At 66.8% G+C, this 23,136-nt stretch carries 27 protein-coding genes, 1 tRNA gene and 3 pseudogenes; 14 read left to right on the top strand and 17 right to left on the bottom strand.

Going from position 1 to position 23,136, the window contains the following annotated elements; all coding sequences use genetic code 11:
* Positions 1–2: 2 nt before the first annotated feature.
* Entirely contained in the window at positions 3–911 is a 909-nt protein-coding gene (locus tag IE277_RS28250; protein ID WP_189956538.1) for a sugar phosphate isomerase/epimerase family protein, read from the top strand.
* 226 nt (positions 912–1,137) lie between these two features.
* Positions 1,138–1,329 carry a hypothetical protein gene (locus IE277_RS28255; RefSeq protein WP_189956539.1) on the top strand — a complete coding sequence of 64 codons (192 nt, stop codon included), beginning with the start codon at positions 1,138–1,140 and terminating at the stop codon, positions 1,327–1,329.
* A 61-nt stretch (positions 1,330–1,390) separates the two neighbouring features.
* Here the strand turns inward: IE277_RS28255 and IE277_RS28260 are convergent, their stop codons facing one another.
* The 3 genes and pseudogenes from IE277_RS28260 to IE277_RS28270 all read right to left on the bottom strand — a co-directional run.
* On the bottom strand, positions 1,391–2,395 hold the full coding sequence (locus IE277_RS28260) for a Gfo/Idh/MocA family protein (RefSeq protein ID WP_189956540.1): 1,005 nt from the start codon (positions 2,393–2,395) through the stop codon (positions 1,391–1,393).
* Between the two features lie 99 nt (positions 2,396–2,494).
* A pseudogene (locus tag IE277_RS28265) lies at positions 2,495–3,319 on the bottom strand (SDR family oxidoreductase).
* Positions 3,320–3,442: 123 nt separating this feature from the next.
* Positions 3,443–3,775: pseudogene (locus IE277_RS28270) on the bottom strand (phytanoyl-CoA dioxygenase family protein); the annotation flags it as partial.
* 147 nt (positions 3,776–3,922) lie between these two features.
* Here IE277_RS28270 and IE277_RS28275 point away from each other — a divergent pair.
* Positions 3,923–4,954 (top strand): LacI family DNA-binding transcriptional regulator, encoded by a 1,032-nt coding sequence (locus IE277_RS28275; RefSeq protein WP_189956541.1) that lies wholly within the window; start codon positions 3,923–3,925, stop codon positions 4,952–4,954.
* Between the two features lie 10 nt (positions 4,955–4,964).
* Entirely contained in the window at positions 4,965–5,621 is a 657-nt protein-coding gene (locus tag IE277_RS28280; protein ID WP_189956542.1) for a poly-gamma-glutamate hydrolase family protein, read from the top strand.
* A 30-nt stretch (positions 5,622–5,651) separates the two neighbouring features.
* Here the strand turns inward: IE277_RS28280 and IE277_RS28285 are convergent, their stop codons facing one another.
* Complete coding sequence (locus IE277_RS28285) at positions 5,652–6,812, bottom strand: Gfo/Idh/MocA family protein (RefSeq protein WP_189956543.1); 1,161 nt, start codon at positions 6,810–6,812, stop codon at positions 5,652–5,654.
* A gap of 119 nt (positions 6,813–6,931) precedes the next feature.
* Between IE277_RS28285 and IE277_RS28290 the strand changes: the two genes are divergently transcribed.
* The gene (locus IE277_RS28290) at positions 6,932–7,924 is read left to right on the top strand and encodes a LacI family DNA-binding transcriptional regulator (protein WP_189956544.1); all 993 of its coding nucleotides are present in this window, start codon (positions 6,932–6,934) and stop codon (positions 7,922–7,924) included.
* 61 nt (positions 7,925–7,985) lie between these two features.
* Here the strand turns inward: IE277_RS28290 and IE277_RS28295 are convergent, their stop codons facing one another.
* A complete protein-coding gene (locus IE277_RS28295) occupies positions 7,986–8,330 on the bottom strand; it encodes a cupin domain-containing protein (protein WP_189956545.1) in 345 nt (114 codons plus the stop codon).
* 131 nt (positions 8,331–8,461) lie between these two features.
* Here IE277_RS28295 and IE277_RS28300 point away from each other — a divergent pair, with 131 nt between their 5' ends.
* From IE277_RS28300 to IE277_RS28310, 3 genes and pseudogenes are all read left to right on the top strand, one after another.
* A complete protein-coding gene (locus IE277_RS28300; RefSeq protein WP_189956546.1) occupies positions 8,462–8,983 on the top strand; it encodes a hypothetical protein in 522 nt (173 codons plus the stop codon).
* Positions 8,984–9,134: 151 nt separating this feature from the next.
* Positions 9,135–9,849 (top strand): annotated as a pseudogene (locus IE277_RS28305) (MFS transporter); the annotation flags it as partial.
* 142 nt (positions 9,850–9,991) lie between these two features.
* Positions 9,992–10,065: transfer RNA gene (locus tag IE277_RS28310), tRNA-Pro, on the top strand.
* A gap of 129 nt (positions 10,066–10,194) precedes the next feature.
* Here the strand turns inward: IE277_RS28310 and IE277_RS28315 are convergent.
* The 7 genes from IE277_RS28315 to IE277_RS28345 all read right to left on the bottom strand — a co-directional run bounded on the left by IE277_RS28315 (position 10,195) and on the right by IE277_RS28345 (position 14,492).
* Positions 10,195–10,893 carry a hypothetical protein gene (locus IE277_RS28315; RefSeq protein WP_189956547.1) on the bottom strand — a complete coding sequence of 233 codons (699 nt, stop codon included), beginning with the start codon at positions 10,891–10,893 and terminating at the stop codon, positions 10,195–10,197.
* 354 nt (positions 10,894–11,247) lie between these two features.
* Positions 11,248–11,949 carry a hypothetical protein gene (locus IE277_RS28320; RefSeq protein ID WP_189956548.1) on the bottom strand — a complete coding sequence of 234 codons (702 nt, stop codon included), beginning with the start codon at positions 11,947–11,949 and terminating at the stop codon, positions 11,248–11,250.
* A 111-nt stretch (positions 11,950–12,060) separates the two neighbouring features.
* Entirely contained in the window at positions 12,061–12,228 is a 168-nt protein-coding gene (locus tag IE277_RS28325) for a tyrosine-type recombinase/integrase (protein ID WP_268252663.1), read from the bottom strand.
* Positions 12,229–12,331: 103 nt separating this feature from the next.
* Positions 12,332–12,991, bottom strand: a complete 660-nt coding sequence (locus IE277_RS28330; protein ID WP_189956549.1) for a class I SAM-dependent methyltransferase — start codon at positions 12,989–12,991, stop codon at positions 12,332–12,334.
* Between the two features lie 95 nt (positions 12,992–13,086).
* On the bottom strand, positions 13,087–13,578 hold the full coding sequence (locus tag IE277_RS28335) for a hypothetical protein (protein WP_189956550.1): 492 nt from the start codon (positions 13,576–13,578) through the stop codon (positions 13,087–13,089).
* Between the two features lie 315 nt (positions 13,579–13,893).
* Complete coding sequence (locus IE277_RS28340; RefSeq protein WP_189956551.1) at positions 13,894–14,127, bottom strand: DUF7848 domain-containing protein; 234 nt, start codon at positions 14,125–14,127, stop codon at positions 13,894–13,896.
* Complete coding sequence (locus IE277_RS28345) at positions 14,124–14,492, bottom strand: hypothetical protein (protein WP_189956552.1); 369 nt, start codon at positions 14,490–14,492, stop codon at positions 14,124–14,126. The genes IE277_RS28340 and IE277_RS28345 overlap by 4 nt, the downstream gene beginning before the upstream one ends.
* A 194-nt stretch (positions 14,493–14,686) precedes the next feature.
* Here IE277_RS28345 and IE277_RS28350 point away from each other — a divergent pair, with 194 nt between their 5' ends.
* The 4 genes from IE277_RS28350 to IE277_RS28365 are packed head-to-tail and all read left to right on the top strand — an operon-like array spanning position 14,687 to position 16,656.
* Positions 14,687–15,097 carry a hypothetical protein gene (locus IE277_RS28350; protein ID WP_189956553.1) on the top strand — a complete coding sequence of 137 codons (411 nt, stop codon included), beginning with the start codon at positions 14,687–14,689 and terminating at the stop codon, positions 15,095–15,097.
* The gene (locus IE277_RS28355) at positions 15,069–15,593 is read left to right on the top strand and encodes a DUF6879 family protein (RefSeq protein WP_189956554.1); all 525 of its coding nucleotides are present in this window, start codon (positions 15,069–15,071) and stop codon (positions 15,591–15,593) included. Before IE277_RS28350 ends, IE277_RS28355 begins: the two co-directional genes overlap by 29 nt.
* Positions 15,594–15,600: 7 nt before the next feature.
* Positions 15,601–16,455 (top strand): helix-turn-helix domain-containing protein, encoded by an 855-nt coding sequence (locus IE277_RS28360; RefSeq protein ID WP_189956555.1) that lies wholly within the window; start codon positions 15,601–15,603, stop codon positions 16,453–16,455.
* 12 nt (positions 16,456–16,467) lie between these two features.
* The gene (locus tag IE277_RS28365; RefSeq protein WP_189956556.1) at positions 16,468–16,656 is read left to right on the top strand and encodes a DUF397 domain-containing protein; all 189 of its coding nucleotides are present in this window, start codon (positions 16,468–16,470) and stop codon (positions 16,654–16,656) included.
* A 153-nt stretch (positions 16,657–16,809) separates the two neighbouring features.
* On the opposite strand, the gene IE277_RS28370 is transcribed toward IE277_RS28365, so the two are convergent.
* The 5 genes from IE277_RS28370 to IE277_RS49650 all read right to left on the bottom strand — a co-directional run bounded on the left by IE277_RS28370 (position 16,810) and on the right by IE277_RS49650 (position 20,117).
* Positions 16,810–17,361 carry a hypothetical protein gene (locus tag IE277_RS28370; protein ID WP_229882017.1) on the bottom strand — a complete coding sequence of 184 codons (552 nt, stop codon included), beginning with the start codon at positions 17,359–17,361 and terminating at the stop codon, positions 16,810–16,812.
* Positions 17,362–17,947: 586 nt separating this feature from the next.
* Entirely contained in the window at positions 17,948–18,127 is a 180-nt protein-coding gene (locus IE277_RS50115) for a DUF6197 family protein (protein ID WP_444544845.1), read from the bottom strand.
* Positions 18,128–18,766: 639 nt separating this feature from the next.
* Entirely contained in the window at positions 18,767–19,411 is a 645-nt protein-coding gene (locus IE277_RS28375) for a plasmid pRiA4b ORF-3 family protein (protein ID WP_189956558.1), read from the bottom strand.
* 24 nt (positions 19,412–19,435) lie between these two features.
* Positions 19,436–19,876, bottom strand: coding sequence for a type II toxin-antitoxin system VapC family toxin (locus IE277_RS49645; protein WP_373310895.1), 441 nt, complete (start codon positions 19,874–19,876; stop codon positions 19,436–19,438).
* A complete protein-coding gene (locus IE277_RS49650) occupies positions 19,848–20,117 on the bottom strand; it encodes a ribbon-helix-helix domain-containing protein (RefSeq protein WP_373310897.1) in 270 nt (89 codons plus the stop codon). The genes IE277_RS49645 and IE277_RS49650 overlap by 29 nt, the downstream gene beginning before the upstream one ends.
* A gap of 237 nt (positions 20,118–20,354) precedes the next feature.
* Between IE277_RS49650 and IE277_RS28390 the strand changes: the two genes are divergently transcribed.
* Entirely contained in the window at positions 20,355–21,023 is a 669-nt protein-coding gene (locus tag IE277_RS28390) for a COG4705 family protein (RefSeq protein ID WP_229882018.1), read from the top strand.
* Positions 21,024–21,182: 159 nt separating this feature from the next.
* A complete protein-coding gene (locus tag IE277_RS28395; protein ID WP_189956562.1) occupies positions 21,183–23,114 on the top strand; it encodes a phage tail sheath family protein in 1,932 nt (643 codons plus the stop codon).
* Positions 23,115–23,136: the final 22 nt, after the last annotated feature.

The following is a 23,136-nucleotide window of genomic DNA, read 5'->3' on the forward strand; positions in this document are numbered from 1 at the left end:
CCATGGCCACCCCCACCCCGCTGGACCGCATCCGGGTCGGCTCGGCCCCCGATTCCTGGGGCGTCTGGTTCCCCGACGATCCGCAGCAGGTGCCCTGGGAACGCTTCCTCGACGAGGTCTCCGACGCGGGCTACGACTGGATCGAGCTCGGCCCCTACGGCTATCTCCCCACCGACCCCGCCCGGCTGCGGGACGAGGTGGCCCGGCGCGATCTGAAGGTGTCCGCGGGCACGGTCTTCACCGGCATGCACCGGGGGCCGTCCGTCTGGGCGGAGACCTGGGCCCATGTCAGCGAGGTCGCCGCGCTCACCCAGGCGATGGGCGCGCGCCACCTGGTGGTCATCCCCTCCTTCTGGCGGGACGACAAGACCGCCGAGATCCTGGAGCCCCCGGAGCTGACCGCCGAGCAGTGGGCGCACCTGACCAAGGGCATGGAACGGCTCGGGCACGAGGTCAGGGAGACGTACGGCCTGGACATCGTCGTCCACCCGCACGCCGACACCCATATCGACACCGAGGACCACGTCGAGCGCTTCCTGGACTCGACGGACACGGACCTGGTCAACCTCTGCCTGGACACCGGGCACTACGCCTACTGCGGCGGGGACAGCGTCAAGCTCATCGAGACCTACAGCGAGCGCATCGGCTATCTCCACCTCAAGCAGGTCGACCCGCGGATCCTGGCCGAGGTGCAGGCCGCCGGGACTCCGTTCGGACCCGCGGTGGCTCGCGGTGTGATGTGCGAACCACCGTCCGGAGTACCGGAGTTGGGGCCGGTGATGGAGGCGGCGCAGCGGCTCGGCGTGGATCTGTTCGCGATCGTGGAGCAGGACATGTACCCGTGCGAGCCGGACAAGCCCCTGCCGATCGCGGTCCGCACCCGGCGCTTCCTGCGCTCCTGCGGGGCCTGAGGATCCAGACCCTCGCCCGGCCCAGACCCTCGCCCGGCCCGGTTCCCGTGTCCATGGGAACCGGGCCGTCGGCATGCCCGGCGGGCCGGATCCTGCGGGCCGGTTCCCCAGGGCTGGTTCCTGCGGTACGGCAACGGATTCGGCCAGCGGGTGGCCGGGAACCAACCGGGGGCACGCGGACGTTGACCATGAAGACGGGGGACGCCCGCGCAGACGGGAGGACGAGATGACACACCGCACGGAATCCGGGACACCCCGGGAGACCACCGACGCGGCGACCCTGCGCCGCACCCGCTTCGGCTCGCTGCCCGAGCGGATACGCCCCGAAGACACCGTCGAGACCAGGCCGGCGACCGTGCCGGACCCGGCCCGGGACATCTACAACCCGGACGAGTGGCTGGTGCGCTACTGCCTCTGAGCGGCAACGACACAGGGCGGGCACCGCTGTGCGGGCCCGCCCTGCGCAGGAGGCGCGTCGGTCAGGCCTGCCGTACCTCTGCGAGGGTCACCGGACGGTGCTCGTGCAGGGACAGGGTGCAGGCCTCGGCGATCCAGCCCGCTTCCAGGGCGTCCTCCACGGTACAGGGGGAAGGCCGGGTGCCGGCCACGACCTCGGTGAACGCGGTGAGTTCGGCGCGGTAGGCGTCGGTGAAGCGGTCCATGAAGAAGTCGTGCGGAGTGCCGGCCGGGAAGGACACCCCGGGTTCGGCCGAGCGCAGCGGCAGCTTGTCGTCCAGGCCGACGGCCAGGGAGTCCGTGAAGCCGTGCAGCTCCATGCGGACGTCATAACCCCGGGCGTTGTGACGGGAGTTGGAGACCACCGCGATCGTGCCGTCGTCCAGGGTGAGGATCGCGCCGGTGGTGTCGGCGTCGCCCGCCTCCCTGATGTAGTCGGCGCCCCGGTTGCCGCCGACCGCGTACACCTCGGTGACCTCACGACCGGTCACCCAGCGGATGATGTCGAAGTCGTGCACGGAGCAGTCCCGGAAGATGCCACCCGACGCGGCGACGTACGCGGCCGGCGGCGGCGCCGGGTCCAGCGTCGTGCAGCGCACCGTGTGCAGCTTGCCCAGCTCACCCGCGTGCACGGCGGCGCGCGCGGCACTGAAGCCCGCGTCGAAGCGGCGGTTGTAGCCGATCTGGATCGGCACATCGGCGCCGCTCACGGCCTTCAGCACCGCCACGCCCTCGCTCATGGTCTTCGCGACGGGCTTCTCGCAGAAGACCGGGACACCGGCCTCGACGCCGGCCAGGATCAGGGCGGGGTGGGCGTCGGTCGCGGCCGCCACCACGATGCCGTCCACGCCGGCGGCCAGCAGCGCCGCCGGCGAGTCCACGACCTCGGCCCCGAACCGCTCCGCGGCGGCCTTGGCCGCGTCCGCGAACGGGTCGGTGACGACGAGCGAGTCGACGGCGTCGAGGCCGGAGAGGGTCTCGGCATGGAAGGCGCCGATGCGGCCGAGGCCGAGGATTCCGATGCGCATGACGATGAGGCTCCTTGCGGTTCTCGCGGTTCTTGCGGGGACGAGGCGGTGCGTACGGGGGGCGAGGCGGTGCTCACGAGGGCGAGCGGGGAGGGAGGATCAGTCGAGGCCGCCGAGGACGTTCTGGTCCCAGTCGACCACCGAGCCGGTCACCACGCCGGAGCGATCGGACAGCAGGAACACCACGAAGTCGGCGATCTCGTCCGGTTGGCCCAGCTTGCCCATCGGCAGCCTCGCCGCGGCCTGCTCCCGCCAGCCGTCGCCCGCACCGTGGAAGGCGCGCTGCGTGGCGTCCTCGCCCTCCGTGGCGGTCCAGCCGATGTTCAGGCCGTTGATCCGGATCCGGTCGAAGCGATGGGCGTGCGCCGCGATGGGGGTCCCCCCGCGCGAGTCTGTTTCGAGCGTGGGGGAGGGTCAGACCCACGAGGCCCGCCTTGGCGGCGACGTACGGCGCGAGGAACGGCTGGCTCCGTGCGCCGAGGAGGTGATGATGTCGACGACCGTGCCGGGCGCCTTACGGGCCACCATGTCGGCGACCGCCACCTGCATCGCGAAGAACGGCCCCTTGAGATTGATCGCGATGTGCGCGTCGAACAGCTCCGGGGTCGTGTCCAGCAGCGTGCCGCGCGAGGTCAGCCCCGCCGAGTTGACCAGGCAGTCGATCCGGCTGAAGGCGTCCACCACCTCGGTGACGGCCGCCGTGGCCTGACCGGCGTCCGCCAGGTCGGCGCGCACGAACATCGCCTTGCCCCCGGCGGCCGCCAGCTCGGCCGCCAGCGCCTCACCCGGTTCCGTACGGCGTCCGGTGACCGCCACGGCGGCGCCCTCCCGGACGGCGGCCCGCGCGATGGCGGCACCGACCCCCTGACTGCCGCCGTTGGCCAGGACGGTCTTTTCCCGGAGAAGTCCGTCGACAAGTCCCATGAGCTTCCCTGACCTTCCTCAGCTCTCGCCGTTCCGTACCGGCCCGCAGCCGCGCCCGCAGCCGCCGGGGGCTCCACTCCTCGCGCACCGCCCGCCGCGGCAGGTCCGCCTGCGCGGGCGGGCGCCGGGCGTGGCTCCCGAGCCCCGCCGTTCGGCGATCAGCGCCTCGAACACCGAGGTGACCCGGTCGACGACCGAGAGATCAGGGAAGGCACCCCGCACCACGACGATCCCGGGGCCGTCGGCGAACGCCCGCACCGGCTCGGCCCGCACCGCGTCCCGGTCGTGGGCGGCCCGCAGCCGCTCCGCCTCGTACACCAGGACGTTCTCCGCCACCGAGGCGGCGTGCGGATAGTCCGCCAGGTGCGTCGTCCGCTCGATCAGGGCGCGGAAGGCATCGAGGTCGCAGTCCTGCTCGGACAGCCAGGCGCGGCCTGGCGCGGAGGCGACGGACATCGGTGTCCTTTCGGTCGGGGCACGCGGCCGCCGGCCCGCGATCACGGCATTCGGCCACGGAAACGACGCAGCCCTGTCATTCTTGTCAGTACAAACCCCTCGAACAACCAGCAGCCAGCCATCAAAAACCCATCAAGGAGCTGGGCCATGGGCCATCCGTTCCCGATCCGGGAGATCGCACGTCAGGCGGGTCTCAGCGAGGCCACCGTGGACCGGGTGCTGAACGGCAGGGGAGGGGTGCGTGAGAGCACCGCGCAGGAGGTGCGCCGGGCCATCGCCGACCTCGACCGGCAGCGCACCCAGGTGCGGCTGGTCGGCCGTACCTTCATGGTCGACATCGTGGTGCAGGCGCCGGAGCGGTTCTCGGCCGCCGTGCGCGCGGCCCTGGAGGCCGAACTGCCGTCCCTGCACCCGGCCGTGGTCCGCTCCCGCTTCCACTTCCGCGAGACCGGCCCCGCTGCCGAGCAGGTCAGGACCCTTGACCGGATCGCCCGGCGCGGCTCCCAGGGCGTGATCCTCAAGGCGCCGGACGTCCCCGAGGTCACCGACGCCGTGGGCCGGCTCACCGCCGCCGGCATCCCGGTCGTCACCCTCGTCACCGATCTGCCCGCAAGCGGCCGGCTCGGCTGCGTCGGCAGCGACAACCGGGCCGCCGGCGCCACCGCCGCCTATCTGATGGGCCAGTGGCTCGGCGACCGGCCCGGCCATGTCCTCACCAGCCTCAGCAGCGGCTTCTTCCGTAACGAGGAGGAGCGCGAGATGGGGTTCAGGAGCGTGATGCGGGCCCGGCATCCCGCGCGAAGGCTGGTGGAGATCGCCGAGGGACAGGGCCTGGACGCCACCCAGTACGACCTGGCCCGCGCCGCACTGGAACGCGACCCGGAGATCCGGGCCGTCTACTCCATCGGCGGCGGCAACGACGCCACCCTGCGCGCCTTCGCCGACCTCGGCCGCGACTGCGCGGTCTTCATCGCCCACGACCTCGACCACGACAACACCCGGCTGCTGCGGGCCCACCGGCTGTCCGCCGTGCTCCACCACGATCTGCGCCAGGACATGCGGGAGGCCTGCCATCTGGTCATGCGGGCGCATGGCGCGCTGCCCCCGGCCGGCCCGGCGCTGCCGTCCGCGATCCAGGTCGTCACGCCGTACAACATGCCCGCGCCGACGGACGGCTGAAGGGGGAACGATGGCACGCACGGAGCGGACGCCACGCAGCGAGCAGGTGGAGATCGAGGGCGTCCCGCTGCTCGCGACCCTCGTACCGGGCGACGGGATCGGGCTGCTGGCGCTGCACGGCAGCAACGAGGGAGGCACCGCCGAACTCGCCCGCGTCGTCGCCCGCCGCTGCGGCGCCACCAGCCTCGTCTTCACCCAGCCGGATGTCCGCCGGCCCGTGCACATCCCGTCCCCGCGCATGGCACCCGACCACAGCGCGCTGCTGCGGGACTTCCTTCAGCAGGTCCGCCTCACGGTCTCCCTGCACGGCCATATGCGGCCCGGGGCAGCGCACACCGTCTTCCTCGGCGGCGCCAACCGCGACGCGGCCCACGTCCTCGCCGAGGCGTTCGCCGCCCGGGCCCCGCAGTTCCCGGCCGTCACCGACCTGGCCGCGATCCCCTCCGACCTGCGCGGCGTCCACCCCAGGAACCCGGTCAACCTGACCCGCCTCGCCGGAGTCCAGGTGGAACTGCCCCTGCCGGCCCGCACGAGCGGCGACGCCGACATCCCACCGGACCAGGTGACCGACGCGCTGACGGCGGGTGTGGAAGCACTGAGCAGGACAGTGCCGAGCAGGGGCGCGGGGAACTGCGCGACGGGCCACGACGACGCCGCAGACGCATGACGGCATGGCGTGGCGCTTCGGACGGCGCACTCAGCACGACCCGATTTCCGCCCAGGTACCGTCCTGAGCCGACCGGGCCATCGCGTCCAGCGCCGCAGCACTGCACACCGCGTCCGTGAGCGTCGCCCCGTACGCCGTCCCCTCGGCCACGGACCGCACGAACCGGGACGCCTCGATCACCTTCAGATCGTCGTACCCCATCGCGTTCGCCGCCCCCGGCTGGAACGCGGCGAACTCACCGTCGCCCGGCCCGACGTACACCGTGCTCACGGGCTGGTCCTGATACGTCGAACCCCGGCTCACCGCAAGCTCGTTCAGCCGCCGGAAGTCCCAGAAGACGGACCCTTTCGTGCCGTGCACCTCGAAGCCGTAGTTGTTCTGTTCGCCGACCGAGACCCGGCAGGCCTCCAGGACCCCGCGGGCGCCGGAGGCGAAGCGCAGCAGGCAGTTCACGTAGTCCTCGTTCTCGACCGGGCCCCGTTCGCCGCCGGCGGCGAGGGTGTGGCCGGCGGTGGCGCCGGCCGGCCGGGCCCGCTCCGGGACGAAGACCGCGGTGTCGGCGGTGAGCGAGTCGATGTCACCGAGCAGGAAGCGGGCCAGGTCGGCGCCGTGCGAGGCCAGATCGCCGAGCACCCCGCTGCCGCCGCGCGCCCGCTCGTACCGCCAGGTCAGGGCGCCGTCCGGATGGGCCGCGTAGTCACTGAAGAGGCGGATGCGGACGTGGGTCACCGCGCCGATCTCACCGGAGGCGATCAGCTCGCGGGCGGCCTCGACGGCGGGTGCGTTGCGGTAGTTGAAGCCGACGGTGCCCTGCACGCCGGCCTTGGCGACCGCGTCGGCGACCGCGCGGGCGTCCCCGACGGTCAGCCCGACCGGCTTCTCGATCCAGATGTGCTTGCCGGCCTCGGCCATCGCCACGCCGATCTCCCGGTGCAGGAAGTTCGGGGCGGTGATGCTCACGGCCCGCACCCGGGGATCGGCCGCCACCTCACGCCAGTCGCGGGTCGCGGAGGCGAACCCGTACCGCTCGGCGGCCTCCTCGGCGCGCCCCGGCACCTCCTCGGCGACCGTGATCAGCCGGGGGCGCAGCGGGAGATGCGGATAGTGGTGCGGCAGCCGCGCGTACGCCTGGGAGTGCACCCGGCCCATCCAGCCGAACCCGATGACGGCGACACCCAGCTCATCCACCATGACAGCCCTCCCGGGGCTACTTGGACCGGTCCACGCTCTGTCCAGGCCACCTTTGTCCTGACATCGCAAGCGTGTCAACCCTTTGACAGAGCGGCACGCCGCATGGAACGGTCCATCTCATGAGACCGCCGACGATCCGCGACGTGGCCGAGCAAGCCGGGGTGTCCAAGTCGCTGGTCTCGCTGGTGCTGCGCGGCTCGGGACCGGTCGGACCCGAGAAACGGGAGGCCGTGCTCCGCGCCGTGCGCGAGCTGGGCTACCGGCCGAACGCGGCCGCCCGCAGCCTCAGCGAACAGCGCACCCGCACGGTCGGCGTCCTCCTGGACGACCTGCGCAACCCCTGGTTCGTCGACCTCCTCGACGGCCTGAACTCCCTGCTGCACGCCGCCGGGCTGCACATGCTGCTCGCCGACGCCCGGCTGAACCGGCGGATGGGGCACGACCTCGCCGAACCCTTCCTGGACCTGGGCGCCGACGGCCTCGTGGTCGTGGGGACGGTCCCGGGCGCCGACGGGCTCGGCGTGCTCGCCCAGCGGATGCCGGTCGTCGTGGCGGGCGCCCGCGAGCCACAGCCGCCGGGTGTCGACGTCGTCGCCGGGGACGACGAGCAGGGGGCGCGGCTGGTCACCGAGCACCTGCTGGGCCTCGGCCATCGCAGGATCGCCCATCTCGCGGGCCATGGCGCCGTCGGCGAGCTGCGCCGGCGCGGCTTCGAGGCGGCCATGAAGGCACACGGTGCCGAGCCGGTCGTAGAACCGGGCGATCTGACCGAGGAAGGCGGCTACCGGGGCACGGTACGACTGCTCAGCCGCGCCGACCGGCCCACCGCCCTCTTCGCCGTCAACGACATGGCCTCCGTCGGCGCGCTCTCGGCGGCCGGGGAACTGGGCCTGCGCGTACCACGCGACCTGTCGGTGGCCGGCTACGACAACACCAGCATCGCGCGGCTGCGGCACGTCTGGCTCACCACCGTCGACACCGCCCCGCACGAGATCGGCCGGCGCGCCGCCCGCTGTCTGCTCGACCGGCTGGAGGGGCCGGCCGGTGAGGGGCGCGTCCACCTCGCCGTGCCGACGCTGGAGATCCGGGGGACGACGGCGCCGCCTGCGTGACGGGCGGGCGGCCTCGGGGGTTGCGGGCGGCGTCAGGGGTTGCGGGCGGCCTCGGAGGGTGTCAGAGGTTGATCGCGTACGCCTTGCGCAGCGTCTCGTGCACCGTCCACGTCGTACGGTCGCCCGCGCGCAGCATCGCCATGTCGCCCGGCCCCACCGTCAGCGTCGGCCCGTCCTCGACCTCGATCGTCGCCGAACCGCTGACCACCACGAACAGCTCGTCCGCCTCGGTGTCGGTGACCACGCCGGGCGTGATCTGCCAGATCCCGCGGATCTGCCGGCCGTCCGGCGACTCCCAGACCACCTTGCCGGTGACCTCCGGACTCCCCGAGACGATCTGCTCCGGGTCGAGGGGCTCGGGCGTCAGGTCGGCGTCGGGGATGTGCAGTGCGAAGCTGTGCGTCATACGGCGAGCCTAGCCAGCGCCCCGCGCCCGCCGCCGTCGACAGAGTGTGGGACATCGGGGCTGGTGGGAGGACACTTCGTCGGTCGGTCGTGGACTGGCGGACCCGCGCGCCCCGGGTGATGGTGGGGAACATGGCTGACTCCCCGGTGGTCGGCACGGCCCCGCCCCAGCCCCGGCGGCACGAGACACGCGAGGCCGTGCTGTTCGGCGGGGTGTACGGCGCGGTCCTCGCCAGCTCGATGGTCGCGGCCCTCACCCAGTACGGCCGGGTGACCCCCGCGGGACGCCGCTACGACGCCGCCTGGCTGCTGGTGACCGCGTTCGCCTCCGCCCTGGCCCATGGCTACGCCCACTACATCGCCGAACGCGCCCCGCACCGCCGCTGGGACGTGCTGCGTACCCTGCGCGACGAGTGGCCCCTGGTCACGGCCGTGCTGCCCACGGTCTTCGTGCTGGCGGGCGCGGGCTGGGGGTGGTGGCCCGCGAAGGGGCTCGAATACCCGGCCTTCGCCCTCAACATCGCCATCCTCTTCAGCCTGGGCCTGGTCACCGCCCGCTGGGCGGCACGTCGCTGGCCGGTCGCCGTACTCGTCGGGCTGGGCGACGCGCTGCTCGGGCTGATCGTGGTGGTGGCGAACGCGCTGATCAAGTAGCGAGCGGGCGGCAGCGGGCCGTAGCGCGTGGGCATCTGCGGGGCCGTAGCGGCGGTTGTCAGCGGCCGGTGCGCACCCCGTCCAGCGCGATCGCGAGGGGTACCTCCACTTTGCCAGTGCACCGTTCTCTGGCTTTCGGAGAGGCTTCTTCATGCCCCGCAAGTCCACCCGCCTCACCTTCGCGGTCCTCGCGACCGGTGCCGGCGTGTTCTCCATGCTCCAGTCGCTGATCGCGCCGGCCCTGCCGACCGTCCAGCACGCCCTGCACACCTCCCGGTCGGCCGCGACCTGGGTGATGACGGCCTATCCGCTGTCCGCCTCGGTCTTCACCCCGATCCTCGGCCGGGTCGGCGACCTCATCGTCGCTTGGGTCGTCCAGGGCGTCGGCGATGCCCTCTTCCCGCTGTCCTTCGGCATCATCCGGGACGAGTTCGCGCCCGCCGACATCGGCGGCAGCATCAGCAACCTCTCCGCGGTGATCGCCGCCGGCGGCGGCGATCACCATGGTGGCCGCCGGGCCGATCGTCTCCACGCTCGACTACCGCCGGCTGTTCTGGATCCCGGTCGCGATCGTCGTCGCCACGGTCCTGATCGCCGTGGCCTACGTCCCCGAGTCACCCAACCGGGCCCAGGGGAAGGTCAGTTGGTACGGCGCAGGGCTGCTCTCCGCGTGGCTGATCGACCTGCGCGTGATGCGGCTGCCCGCGGCGTGGACGACCAGCGTGGCCGCCCTGCTCTTCGGCGCGGGCATGTACGCGATCTGGTCCTTCCTGCCCGGCTTCGTCCAGACACCGGTCACGGCCGGCTACGGCTTCGGCGCGAGCGTCACCGCCTCCGGACTGCTCGCCGTACTCTGCCTGGCCGCGCCCGGCGCCGCCCTGCTGGTCCCGGCCCGCCGCCAGGGCCGTACGCCGACCCCCGCCGCCGCGTCGGCGACACGGGCACCCGCCCGGGTGCGGTAGGGTTGACCTGCGTGATCACACGGGAACACCCCGCGTGAGACCGCAACGGGACGTGGCGCAGCTTGGTAGCGCACTTGACTGGGGGTCAAGGGGTCGCAGGTTCAAATCCTGTCGTCCCGACGGGAGCATCGCTCCGAAGTCGCAGGTCAGGGCCCTGTTTCACCTAGGTGAGGCAGGGCCCTTGATCGTTCCCGCGAGCTGTCGTGTCACATTTGGTCACAAACGCCTGGCTGCCGCGAGGTCTGCCACTCAGTACGGTGTGGCTAGCGCGCAGCCACCCACGACGGTCAGTGTCCAGCCCCCGATCAACGCGGCGAGCACGTACATGTGCAGTGGCCAGGCAGCCCATCCAGGTGCGGCGCTGCCCGCAGCAGCGATGGTCATCAGGGCCAAGGTGAAGGCAGCCCACCAGCCCAGATTGCGGTGGACCAGATCGATGGCAGTGCGTAGACGCTCGTCGAGAGTGCCGGAGTGGTCGGGGTGCGGCAGGTCTGTGAGGCGAGCGGGCAGAAGCTGAGGGTCGATCAGTTCCGGTTCGAGGCTGGGGTAGAGGGTGTGGACCGCATTGATCACGTGTCCCATGTGGGGGGTGTCGACCAGGGGGACGGTGAACGTAGAAGCGGGAGTCGGGTCAAAGATGGGAACGCGGTCGGCCAGGGTGAACCAGTCCAATCTGGGATGGTCCTGGTCAGTGAGCCGGTGACCGGGCAGGCGGGTCAGCTCGGCCAGAAGATGGCCCGTGGCCTTGTCCCCGATAGCGGCTCGTGTGAGGGTCCGCAGGGTGGGTACGTGCACGAGTGGCTCGTCGTCACCACCCTCGCGTCCGATCTGTTCCAGCATCTGGCAGAAGGCGTCGAAACTCGTGCGCTGTGCCTGGGTGAGCAGGTGGAGCGGGGCACCACTGAGGATGGTGCCCAGCGGGTGGTCCGGAGTGTGGAGTTGGCTCATGAGTGGGCTCCAGGAATTCGTAGACGCTGCTGAAAGAGCCGGTGAGGCAATGAACGGCTCGCGGACAGCAGATGATCCTGTAGGTGCGGTGAGACCGGGGAATCGCGATTAATTGGACCCCGTGTGTGGTCAGGCTGTCGCCGGCCGTGTTGCATCGTGCGTGGCGATGGCGAGGCAGAGCAGGACCGCCCGGCCGTTGACCGAGGAGTAGTTTGAAGGGAATGGTGCGAGCCCAGGCTGTGATGGCCCGGCGAGGCAGGTCGCAGGGTGCGGGGGTAGAAGCGCCCAGCCAGCTCCAGATCGGTGATATTGATCTGCATGATGCCCACACGGCCCGCACCGGGGGGGGGAATGTCAGGATTGGCCACGTACGGCGCGGGCGGCGGCGGCGCCGGCCTCGAACTCTTCTTGGGTGATAGCCCTCATCCCTTCGCAGCACCCCGCAGAGAACGAGAACTGGTCGGACTCAAAGGGCTTTTCGAAGGCGACGGTGACGTTGCGGGGTGGGATCTCCCACACTGGGGTCGCATACGCCACGCCAGGCTGATTCTCCACGATGCGCGTCGTACCCAGGTAGACGTCGTAGATCGCGCTGTAGACAATCAGCGACGGATAGTCACGCTCGCGCTGCTGGGCGATGCAGATGCTTCGTGGCTGCACGGTGTCGGAGAGGGTGAAGGTTACATCTGCGTTCAGGCCGGGGCTGAAGGTGTTGGTTAGCTCCCAGGCGTCGATCGTGAACTCGAACTGGCGGAACCCCAGCCCGTTTGTGACCGGAGCTTGGCGGATTAGCCTCATGTACGCGTCGAACACCATCACGTCGACCTTGCGGTTGGCTCCAGGTGCTGCGCCCTTGAGGTTGAAGGGAATCCGGATGACCGACCGTTCGTACTCGACCTCCCCCTCGGGCGGGAACTGCTCAGGCCGCTGGGGTGCTCGTGGGGGGCTCCCAGCTCCGGTGCCCCCGGTCGGCCCGCCACGGGGTGGGCTGGCGGCACTGCTTGGGTTGGGCCACGAGACCGGTTCAGGTGGCTCGGGCAGGTTCTTCTCAGACACTCGCGATACTCCCTTCGCTATCAATTCTCACGCTCAGTAACCATACGTAACGCTGCGTGACGCGCAAGACTCCACGCCGACCGCTCGGGAGACCCAATCTGCGCAACCTCTTCAAGACACCAGCAGCTGCCCGAGCTTGTCCGAGCCTGCCTTGAGGCTCTGCGGGTCGGGGTGGACGTAAACGCGCTTGGTGAAGGACAGATCGCTGTGTCCGGCCCAAGCGGAGACCACGGTGTCGGGCACGCCGTTGTTGGCCATCCAGGACAGGCAGGCGTGCAATAAGGAATTACTTCATTCGGAGATGACAAACAAAATCCCCTCGCGCCTGCAAAAGCGGAGGGGAACGTTTGTCGAGAACTCAGGGGTCCCTTCGATGCTGCGCTCACGCCGGTCGGACAGCAGTGCCAAAGAGGGTGCCGATGTGTCCCTCGGTCGGAGCCTGGATCACCTTGACGCCGACACGCTGGAAGCCGTACTTCAGCAGGAGGTTCCTCCACTTTCGAGGGGAGTAGCTGTAGCGGTACGTGTAGACGGGCCGTCCAGCGAAGCCGCCCTTGTACATTCCCTGTGGGCCGTAGGCTCCGGGGATGGCCGGCGGGTGCGACAAGGCAAAAACGCCTCCGGGGTTCAGACGGTCCAGAGCCAAAGGCAGGAGCCGGACCGGGTCCGCGAACCAGGCACAGCCGAAGATCGAGTAGATGGCGTCATACGTCGCTTCGGTCGTTGCGAGGAAGGACAGCGCCTCGCCCTGGTGGAAGACAGCTCCTGTGTCCGACCACCTGTCGGTGATCTTCTTCACCATGACGGGGGAGAGGTCGAGCCCGTGGGCTTCTACGCCACTCTTCGCGAGGAAGGCAACCGCGCGCCCAGTGCCGCAGCCGATCTCCAGCACCCTCCGTGGTTCCCCCAGAACCTCCGGGCCGGGGCCATGATCCCTGTACTGCGTCCAGTTGAATACCGGCTCGGCAGCTGGATCGAAGGCCGATTCCGCGTAGGTGTCCCAGACCTCAGTCTCGATGGCGTAGTCATGCTGTGCAGACACAGGGCGTTTCCTTGTCGTTGGTACGGGGGAGCCCCCGCCCTCGGGAAGCTGGATGAGGGCAGGGGCGAACCTAGCTCGGGCAGGCCGCGCGACTGTCAGTGGGAGTCGGGGACCTTGTCGTCGCAGGGGCCGCAGTCGGAGGCGTCGACCTCCCACAGCTCGCGGTCGACCGCGAAGCCGTTCTGGCGGATGATCTCGGCCGTTCGCATCACGATCCCGTCGCGCCGGCGCTCGATCAGCGGTGCGTGGTGCTTGTACCGGCCGCCGTTGTGCCGCTCACAGATGGCGAAGTACACGGGGGTGTCGAGAATGATCTGGTGGACACCCTGGTCGACCTCGAAGCCCGGTCCCATATCGTTGCCCGGCTTCTCCATGGCGGTGATCAAGTAGGCGACCCCCTGGCCCAGGATGCGTTCCGCGAGGCTGCGCACTCGCACGGTGTCACGCATCAGGAGCTGCACTTCGCGCTCCCACAGGCCGATGCCGGAGCCCAGGATCAGGTGAGGATCGGCCTCGCCGATCTCGTCCAGGATCGCTTTCGGGTCCCGGACCTTCGTGGTCTGTGGAGCCTCAAGCAGTACGGTCATGGTTGTGCCCTCTCTCGTGTAGTGAGGGTGTGGAACCCCGCTCACCTGGCCGACTGCCTAGGACGTTCAGGTAGGCGGGGGCCTTACCCCACCCCAACTCTGACGGGGGACAGTGCCGGGGCGGGAGCTATGAGGCCGACCGTGCGTCGAGCTGGCGGATATAGGCGTCGACGTATCGGTGCGACCAGTCGCAACAGCGCCGGCATGCGAAGCCGGGGGCCGTCTTACCGTTGGCCGTGATGGGACCTATGAAGGTCACCTCTTGGTCTGGCTGACGGCAGAGCCACCAGAGGCCCCTCGACCATCGCTTGGCGGTCATCCCTCTGCCTGCACGAGGGCATAGTCCTTGAAGATGCGCTCGAAGCGGCGGTGTCCTGTCGCGACGGTGTGCTCGGCCATCCAATCGGAGACGGCTTCCTCGCCGCCCAGCACGTTGGACTCGGCCCCGCACTCTTTGTCGTCGCCGCAAACGCAGCGGGCCTGGAAGGTGACCTCCCCATCGGGATCTCGGGTGATCTTGTAGGTGACGAAGCGCAGTACAGCCCTCACGACGCAACGATCCCGTTCTTCTTCGTGTAGGCCGACAGCAAGGCACTGGCGAACACTGCGGCGTCGTGCATGTAGTTAAACGCCTCGTGGGCCTGCGAGCGCCTCGTCGGGCGGTTGCTCAGTGCCAAGTGCCGATCCACCATGCCCAGGAGCCGCAACACGTCCTGGTCCTCGTCCTCACCGAGGCACTGACCCTTGAGCAGGTTCAAGAATCCAGTCAGCTGGCCCACTCGCACGTCGATGTCCTCCCGCTTGGAGGTGCCGAGGCTCATCCCAAGCACGAGGTCAACGGTCGCGGAGATCGTCTTGGCGTCGATGGGCAAGCTTGCGGCTTCAGCCTCCGACATCACACGTTCTTCAGTCACGCTGCCCACCACTCACGTCTCCCCTCGGTGCCGCCTGTGCGGGTTTGGGTTCGATGACGAACGTAGGGCGGCCCGCTCCCAAGTCCCAAGAAGATTGTGCGAGTTTGCAGCATGCCGATTGACGGGCCCGAACAGCCTCGCGACCATCGTGTCGTCGCGCAATCCGGCGCAAGGCAGCGGACGGGAGAGCAACCATGAAGCTACGGTTCCTTGGGAAGAACTCCACCCCGGGAGACAGCCCCACCCTGTACGCCAGCGACCAGAACACCTACGTCATCCAGGGATGGAAGGTGTACGCCAACGAACACCTCATGAAGCTTGACGTTCCGGAGGAGCAGACCGTGATCGAGGTGCCGCCCGAGCTGTTTGAGCACCTGACGAAGGACGGGCAATCGTCCGGGCAGATCCGCACGTTCGCCGATCCGATCAAGCTCGTCACCGAACAGGGAACATGCATCTTGCAGGGCCCGCAGATGCACGACCCTGAGGCCCTGAGTCAGATGCGCATGCCCGACTATGAGACCTGCATCGAGGTCCCCAAGTCCTCGATCACGGCCCTACTGGAGGAAGACAACAGTGGACCTGATCACTCCCGCCCAGCGTGACGAGCTGTTCAACCAGTTCGAACGGGACGCCTTCCACCTGGAGCTGCGAGACGACTACGGTTCTCCCGTCGAGGACACGCCGTACGCGCGATGGAAGCGGGGCGAGCCTGACGACTACGCCTGGCTGAACGACTGGACGAGCCTGATGAAGCGGGTCACAGGCGAGGGCAAGACCGTGCGTCGGGTCCGGGTGGTCACACAGCCTCATAGCCAGTACGTCACGTGGGAACACTCGCTCACCCACCTGAATATCGAGATGGGCGAGGACATCCGTTGGCTGCCGCGGCACCTGCTGCCTGAGGGTGTCACCTTCCCCGCGAGTGGGAACGACTGGTGGCTCTACGACGATCGCCTCCTGGCTGTGGGTCACTTCGACCCTGAAGGTCGAGTGCTCGGGTCAGAGATCGTGGAAGACCCCAACACACTGGCCGAGTGCATCCGACTGCGCGACCAGCTCTGGGCCATCGCCATCCCACACGCCAAGTACAAGCCCTGACCTATCAGTGAGCAACCAAGCACAAGAGGCACGAGAAGCGCTGGGTGCCCGGCTTCGCGGATTCCGCAAGGATGCGGGGTTCACGAGCGGCCGGGCATTCGCGCTGGCGACGGGATGGCAAGAGTCCAAGGTCTCTCGGATCGAGAACGGGAAGCAGAATGCCAGCGAGGACGACATCCGCGTCTGGTGTACCAAGACCAACAATGCTTCACAGATCGAAGACCTGATCGCCACAGTGCGCCACATCGACGAGCTATGGCTTGAGTGGCGCCGGCAGCTGGCGACGGGGGCGGAGAAACGGCAGCAAGCAGCGATACCGGTCTACTCCAAGACCAAGGTCTTCCGCATCTGGCATCCGACACTCATGTGGGGAACCCTCCAGACTGCGGAGTACGCCGCGGAGACCTTCAGACAGGTCCGTGACTACTACCAGATCCCTGATGACACCGAGGCCGCCACGGCCAAGCGGCTGGAACGACAGCAGTACCTATACCAAGGAAATCGGATCTTCAACGTCGTGCTGGGTGAGCAGGCGCTCTACAGCAACTTCGGCGGACCGGAGGTGATGAAGGGACAGCTCGATCGGCTGTTGGCTGTCATGCGGCTTGCTCGCCTGAGCCTCGGCATCGTGCCTCGGTCAGCGCCCTTGCATATCTGGCCCGGCAATTCGTTCTCCATGTTTGATGACAAGCTCGTCCTCGTTGAGACGTACTCGGCCGAGTTCTCGGTGACACAACCCCGAGAGATCGAGCTGTATATGAAGGCCTTCGCACTGTTGCAACAGTCAGCGGTCTACGGGCCCGCTGTCCGAGATCTGATCTTCGCCGCAATCCATCACTTCGACCGCATGACAACCGAGTAGGAGACGATCAAGGTGACATCCGAGCCCAAGTGGCGAACCAGCACCTACACGAAGTCCGACAGCTGCGTGGAGGTTGCCGACGACGACCCTGCAGCGATTCTGGTACGGGACACGAAGCACCGCGACCATGGACGGATGCATGTTCACCCGCCGGCCTGGACACGCTTCATCGACTTCACGAAGAGGCTGCCGCTCGACTGAAAAGCGAAGGATTCGTCCACAGTCTGGGAGGCTCTTGTGGAGCCTCCCAATCTGCCCCAACTAACGCACGGACGAACCGTAGACGACGTACCTGAGCCATGCTTAGAAGTCCGGGTCGGACCATGCAGCGCCGGGGCTCCGCTGTTCTTCAGCCTAAGCGCGTTGTTTAGGTACCTCGAACCATTCCTTGTATACGCTTAGGTACTCTTCTCCTGTCGGTGTAATGCGGACGAAGTCCCTCAGGTGAAAACCTTCGCCTTCTTGCTCATGGCAATCTTCAGCAATAGCACGTACGCCGCGTACGCCATCTGTTGCGTCGATGTAGCCCATGGCTTGCAGATGCTGAAGTTCACCGATCATTGGCCATACGAACTCGGCGTAGTCGCTCCCTGTACCAACGAGCTTTTCCATATGGTTCCGCTCGTGGTTTGTCACGACAGCGCCTATGGCCAACTGGAGCGCCCGAACCTTATCTTTCAGTTGGTCTATCTCTTGAAACCTTGCTCCAAGCGGACCAAACCTGAACTCAGCAAGAGCCTCAGGTCGGGACAGAAGATAGAACCCTGCACAAAGCGCAGCAAGAGCTGCTAGTTGTGGTCCACTCAAACCGCTACCGGGATTCACAAGGCTACTGACGACGCTTGCAACGAACGCGGCCAGCAGTAGAGTAGCAACTACCAATGCTGGTTTGCGTAGCTCCTCCAACGCTCTGTGTCGGTTTCCCTGACCAGCTGGCACGGAAGCCTGATGCGAAGTCATTAAGATCGCCCCTCTCCGCCTCTAGAGGTGGGCGCTTATTTGATCCCTCATCAGTATCTCACCGCTCGGCATACAAGGACCCAGTCGTTCACATTTCTAACTTATTTGAGAGAAAAGCTTCTTCGTTCAACAGTAAATGGTCTACCAAGCGTCCCCGCGTGATGAGACCGAACTGCGCCCATACTGCCTGTCGAATGACCCAAATCGCTGAACCCTTTCCAACCTGGAGTGCAAACTGGCGAGTTGGTCTGACGGTCCAGCTCGACATCGAGAGCTGTCGAGTCTCCTAGCTGCCCTCGCCCTCAAGTTCACCGAAGTCGTACGAGCCGCGTCAATGAAGGCGTGACCTGATCTTCGGTCTGACGCTAGGGGGTCATGAAAAAGGGCACCTAGCGGTATGTGCGAGGCTGGCGGCCTCGGCCTAGCAAGTCGCTAGATCACATACATAGGTGCCCGAAGGAAAGAAGAGAACCGCCTGGTTCATGATGAGCGCCGCATGGCGCTCGCCAGACATGCCCTCCTCAACTCTCAGTCAAAATGGCGGATCCATCCAATCATCAGCTGCCTTACGCAGCAAGAGCACTACCGTCTCGGCGGTCGTATCTGGATCATCGTTCCACGAACCAAGGTTCGTGATTCCGCGGTTCCAGGAAAGCCAACCGAGCAGATAGTTCATAGTGTTTATATAGTCTGCCCATTTATCCAGGTGCAGGTGTCATCGCAAACTCCGATCTTGACTGATTTGTAAAAGAACGGGCGAAAAACTAACGCTTCGCCATGGGTTTGCTTATACCACCGATCTATAAGCCGGTTCTGTAAGGTAGATGACAGCGGCGGGGGAGTAGGGCTTGTTCGAGGCGTCTCAAGGCTGCTGCTGCAACGACAAACTCAACTACAGGACCAAATCTCAAGCGTTGGGTGCTCTGTGGCCTCAACTGGTAGTCGAGGAACATTTCTTGTGCGACATGGGGCAGCAACACACCTGAGCCCTATGGGCTTTCCCTTCCTTCTGCTGCCGCGGCCTCCCTGCGCATCAAGGGCTCCGCAAGCCGACTCCGTGCCTCCGTCGGCCCTTGACCCGAGAGGGAAGACCGCATACGAACGTCAATTAAGGGAGGAAAGGAAAAGTAGTATTGTCAGAGACCCGCTGGGGGCTGAAGCCCTCGACGAGTCATCGCCTTTTTGATATGGGTGATGACTGGAGGGTTGATCTGGAGAAGGATCCTACCGGCCGCTATGTACCGCGAGAGATCCAGTAGTTCTTCAGACGTAAGGGTGAGCGTGGTGCGCCGCTCTATCTTGGGAGCGTGTACTGCTAGGCGGCGAGTTCGGCCAAGAGGCCGTCCAAGCGTCATGAGGATGCCCCCTCCTCCGCAGTAGCTAGGTCGGAAAGCTCCTGGTTGGCTACCGTGGGTATGGCAAAGTCGGCAAGTGCTTGGTTTACCTTCTTCACATCAAAGTGGTCTGCATCAAACCAATCGGTGATTCCACGGTTGACGAGAGTCTCACGATCTTCCTCGCGGTCCTTCCTCCTAGACTGAGAAGACAGAGATTCCAGAAGTCGCTGGTATTCGTCGATCCCACCACAGTCTTCAAGTGGGGCAGCTTGTGCACCGTCGAGACACCAGGGGTACTGGACACCGGGCTCCGAGGTATGGATGCGCTGGGTGGTGATATCCAATTCCCGGTTATCCCCGTAGTCATAGGTGTAGAGCATGGTGTGGGCTTCGGGTAAGACCTGATAGAGCCTTACCTCGTCTGCTTGGTTGGCTTCGTCGGTTTCGAACTCGGAATCGTAGCGAACGGAGTCCTGTCCTCCCGAAGAAACAGAGAACTCCCACATGTGGCGGTTCTCCCAGTCAAAAGCAGCCTGGATAATGTTGTGCAGCTCAACCAAGGTGACATCGGAGGGAACCTCTATAAGGCGCCAAATGAGAGGCTGTGATCCGCGGATACTGACCTTGATCTGGTGGATAGTTGAATCGGAGGGCTTCATGCAGCTGACTCCTCTCCGCTACCTCTAAAAAGGGGGGAGTGAATACCCTGCCTTAGTGAAGGCCCGGTCGAAGCCAAAGATTTCTCGGGTACCGAACTCATCGCAGCAAGCCATCACTAAACAGTCAGTGTGGCTTACAGAAGCGGGCGCGATGAGAAAAAGCTTCTCTGTAAGATCGATGGTGTGTCTGTCGACTGCGTCCATGAGACGGAAAGTCCGGGATAGCTCTCCGACGGCTTGGATAGCTCCTATGTGCCCAAGCTGACGGCCGAGAACGTTGTAGCACTCCAGGAACACAGCGAGGGGAACGGCAACGTCAATTTCGACGTTAGGATCCATTAGCCGAAGTGCTGCCTCAACGGCGACCTGATGGTTGCTGTCAGTCGCGTTGAATAGCGAGACTAAGCCGCTTGTATCGGCAACGATGATGCGGTGGTTACTTTTGTTCTCCATAGAGGTAGTCATCGAGCCGGGTCGACAGATCGGCTGGCCCGTGGAACCTCAGCTTCTCCCCCAGCTTGGCGAGTCGTAACAGCGCATCCCCTGCAGTCTCCCTGGGCTTCCTGTGGAAGACTTTGTCTTCCAGAAGTTCTCGAATCACTTGTCCCATAGAGGTGTGCTCCCGCTCAGCCCTTAGCTGGATGCGGTCATACAGAGAACGTGGTAAATAAATTTGCGTACGCACCATATGTTTTGCTTTTAACATACCTGCCCATTTAAAGTCAACCGGGACTATTTCGTCCTCCTTCGTATCCGAGGAAACTGCACAAGGGATACGTGCTCGCGTTGCCTGGGCGGCTCGAAGTAGCGGTAGAGGTAGTAGTGCTCGACCTCGGACAGCTCGTGGGGGAGGACGGTCAGGTCTGGCAGCTGTGGGGTTCGGACCTTGTGGACTTGGTCGTCAGGGAGGCGGATGTATGCCTCGCCGACTTGGAGCTGCTGGATGGACTGGACGTGTCGTTCCCACTGCTCCTGGAGGGTGGGCCCGATCCCGGCGGTCGGCCTCGGCGGTCTGGCGTTCGCCGCCTCGCTCGTGCTCCAGTGCGCGGTCCGCCGGTACGTGGCCTGGATCTACTGGACGGCGATCGTGATGGTCAGCGTGTTCGGCACGATGGCCGCGGACATGCTCCACGTCGGTCTCGGTGTCCCGTACACCCTGTCCACCCCGCTGTTCATGATCGCCCTGGCCGCCGTCTTCGCCCTCTGGTACAGGTCCGAGCGCACCCTGTCCATCCACTCCATCCGCACCCGGCGCCGCGAGTTCTTCTACCGGGCGGCCGTCCTCGCCCCCTTCGCCCTGGGCGCCGCCGCGGGTGACCTCACCGCGACGATCGGCCTCGGCTACCTGGGCTCGGCCGTCCTGTTCGCCGTGGCGATCTGCGTCCCGGCCGTCACCCATCGCGCCGGCCTGCTGGGCGCGGTGACCGCGTTCTGGACGGCGTACGTCATCACCCGCCCGCTCGGTGCCTCCCTCGCCGACTGGATGGCCGTCAGCAAGGCGGACGGCCTGGGATGGGGCCTGGGCCCGGTGACGCTGGCCTGGACGGTGGCGATCGTCGGCTTCGTGACCTTCCTGGCGCTCACCCGGCGCGACACCGAATCCGCGGTCTGAACCCTCAGCAGCAGGGCCACGAGTCCGGCGGTACGGAAGGAGTGCGTCCGGATCCACCGCGATGGGTGAATCCTGTGACGCCGCCGTGACGGCTCGGTAGACGGTGAGGTGACGGCCTGTCGGGATACTGCGTCCAATCCCAGGAGGAGAGGAGCAGTCATGCCCGTCGCACCCACGTATCCGGGCGTGTACGTCGAGGAGGTGCCCAGCGGCGTCCATCCGATCACCGGTGTGCCCACCGCGATCGCGGCCTTCGTCGGGTGGTTCCCGCGCGGCCCGATGAACCAGGCCGTAGAGGTCCTGTCGTTCGCGGACGTGGAACGCCAGTTCGGCGGACTGCACCGGGACAGCGATGCGTCATTCGCGTTGGCGCAGTACTTCCTGAACGGCGGGGCTCGGGCGTGGGTGGTACGGGTTGCCGGAACCTCGTCCACGGCCTCGTCCACGGCCTCGCCCGCAAAGGCGTGGGTCGATGTCACCGGCACGGGCGGAGCCACCGCGTTCAGGGTGGCCGCGCTCAGCGAGGGTGAGTGGGGGAACAGCCTGCGCGTCCAGGTGATCGGGCCCGATCCGGACGCGCAGGGCGTCGAGCGGTTCGACCTTGTGATCAGCCTGGTCGGCAGTGACGGCCACAGCGTGGCCGTCGTCCAGCAGGAGGTCTTCCGCGGGCTCACCGTCAGCGCCCCAGGCGATCCCAACTACCTTCCGAACGTGGTCAATTCGGCGTCCACTCTGGTACGGATCAAGGATATTCCGGCTGGGGCTCCCGTGCAGCCCGCCGCCACCGGACTGCTCTCCGGCTCGAACGTCCCGAACCTGGCGGAGACCGACACGCCGCATCTCGACATCACCGTGGGGACGGTCACCACGACAGTGGCGCTTCCCAAGACGACCGGTTCGCTGGAGGAACTGGCGGCCGACCTCCAGTCCGCGATCCGTACCGCCAAGGGCGCGGACCCCGTGTGGGCCCAGGCCATCGTGCACGTCCTGCCCGGACACAACGCCCTGCAGGTGCTCGCCGGAGTGGCCGACAGCGCACTCGTGACGATCGCGAACACCGGTAGCAGCACCATCGCTGAAAAGCTGTTGCTCGACTCCAACGGTCGCGCCGCCCATGCGGACAGCTCCCTCCCCCTGACCTCCGGCAGCGACGGCGCGCACCCCTCCGCCGCGGATCTCGTGGGCGGTGCGACCGGTGGCGGCAGCGGCATGCACGCCCTGGAGAACACCGATTTCACGCTCCTCTGCCTGCCCAGCATCGCCAACCAGCAGTCCGGCGACCGCGACGGGCTGTCCGGCGATACTGGGTACGACAACATCGTCGGCAACGCCATCGCCTACTGCCGGGCCAAGCAGGCGATCCTGCTCCTCGACCCGCCGGACACCGTGGACACCCCGGCCGCGCTGCGGTCCTGGCTGCAGAGCCACAACTACGTCCGGGACGAGTACAGCGCCCTCTACTACCCTCGCCTGACCATCTCCGATCCGACCAGCAACTACCTGCCCCGCTCGATCGGACCGTGTGGCACGATCGCAGGCCTGATGGCGCGGATCGACGCGGCCCGTGGAGTCTGGAAGGCACCGGCCGGTACCGAGGCGACCCTGCTCGGAGTGCGCCAGCTCGACTACGACCTGACCGACCCCGAGAACGGCGTGCTCAACCCCATCGCAGTCAACTGCCTTCGGACCTTCCCCGCGTACGGCCAAGTGGCCTGGGGTGCGCGCACGCTGGCAGGCGGCGATGCCACGCCTTCGGACTATCGGTACGTCCCGGTCCGGCGGATGGCGAACTTCCTGGAGTCGAGCCTGCTCAGGGGGCTGAAGTGGGTGGTCTTCGAACCCAACGACGAGCCGTTGTGGTCCCAGATCCGGCTGAATATCGGCTCGTTCCTCCACGGCCTGTTCCGCCAAGGGGCCTTCGCCGGGCGCACTCCCAAAGAGGCGTACCTGGTGCGGTGCGACGCGACCACCACCACGCCGGATGACCAGGCGCTGGGCGTGGTCAACGTCCTGGTGGGCTTCGCGCCACTGAGGCCGGCCGAGTTCGTGGTCCTGCGCATCCAGCAGCTGGCCGGCCAAACGCAGAGTTGAGCCAGATCCAGAGTTCGAAGGG

The sequence above is a fragment of the Streptomyces alanosinicus genome, assembly GCF_014650595.1.
Classification (GTDB): domain Bacteria; phylum Actinomycetota; class Actinomycetes; order Streptomycetales; family Streptomycetaceae; genus Streptomyces; species Streptomyces alanosinicus.

Excerpts from the sequence above, each read along its gene's own strand:
- IE277_RS28295 (WP_189956545.1), bottom strand. The coding sequence starts at position 8,330 with ATGACGCACAGCTTCGCACTGCACATCCCCGACGCCGACCTGACGCCC.
- IE277_RS28395 (WP_189956562.1), top strand. The coding sequence starts at position 21,183 with ATGCCCGTCGCACCCACGTATCCGGGCGTGTACGTCGAGGAGGTGCCC.
- IE277_RS28300 (WP_189956546.1), top strand. The coding sequence starts at position 8,462 with ATGGCTGACTCCCCGGTGGTCGGCACGGCCCCGCCCCAGCCCCGGCGG.
- IE277_RS28375 (WP_189956558.1), bottom strand. The coding sequence starts at position 19,411 with ATGAAGCCCTCCGATTCAACTATCCACCAGATCAAGGTCAGTATCCGC.
- IE277_RS28335 (WP_189956550.1), bottom strand. The coding sequence starts at position 13,578 with ATGACCGTACTGCTTGAGGCTCCACAGACCACGAAGGTCCGGGACCCG.
- IE277_RS28350 (WP_189956553.1), top strand. The coding sequence starts at position 14,687 with ATGAAGCTACGGTTCCTTGGGAAGAACTCCACCCCGGGAGACAGCCCC.
- IE277_RS28315 (WP_189956547.1), bottom strand. The coding sequence starts at position 10,893 with ATGAGCCAACTCCACACTCCGGACCACCCGCTGGGCACCATCCTCAGT.
- IE277_RS28255 (WP_189956539.1), top strand. The coding sequence starts at position 1,138 with ATGACACACCGCACGGAATCCGGGACACCCCGGGAGACCACCGACGCG.
- IE277_RS28390 (WP_229882018.1), top strand. The coding sequence starts at position 20,355 with ATGGACTGGACGTGTCGTTCCCACTGCTCCTGGAGGGTGGGCCCGATC.
- IE277_RS49645 (WP_373310895.1), bottom strand. The coding sequence starts at position 19,876 with ATGACTACCTCTATGGAGAACAAAAGTAACCACCGCATCATCGTTGCC.
- IE277_RS49650 (WP_373310897.1), bottom strand. The coding sequence starts at position 20,117 with ATGTTAAAAGCAAAACATATGGTGCGTACGCAAATTTATTTACCACGT.
- IE277_RS28290 (WP_189956544.1), top strand. The coding sequence starts at position 6,932 with ATGAGACCGCCGACGATCCGCGACGTGGCCGAGCAAGCCGGGGTGTCC.
- IE277_RS28280 (WP_189956542.1), top strand. The coding sequence starts at position 4,965 with ATGGCACGCACGGAGCGGACGCCACGCAGCGAGCAGGTGGAGATCGAG.
- IE277_RS28250 (WP_189956538.1), top strand. The coding sequence starts at position 3 with ATGGCCACCCCCACCCCGCTGGACCGCATCCGGGTCGGCTCGGCCCCC.
- IE277_RS28285 (WP_189956543.1), bottom strand. The coding sequence starts at position 6,812 with ATGGTGGATGAGCTGGGTGTCGCCGTCATCGGGTTCGGCTGGATGGGC.
- IE277_RS28260 (WP_189956540.1), bottom strand. The coding sequence starts at position 2,395 with ATGCGCATCGGAATCCTCGGCCTCGGCCGCATCGGCGCCTTCCATGCC.
- IE277_RS28275 (WP_189956541.1), top strand. The coding sequence starts at position 3,923 with ATGGGCCATCCGTTCCCGATCCGGGAGATCGCACGTCAGGCGGGTCTC.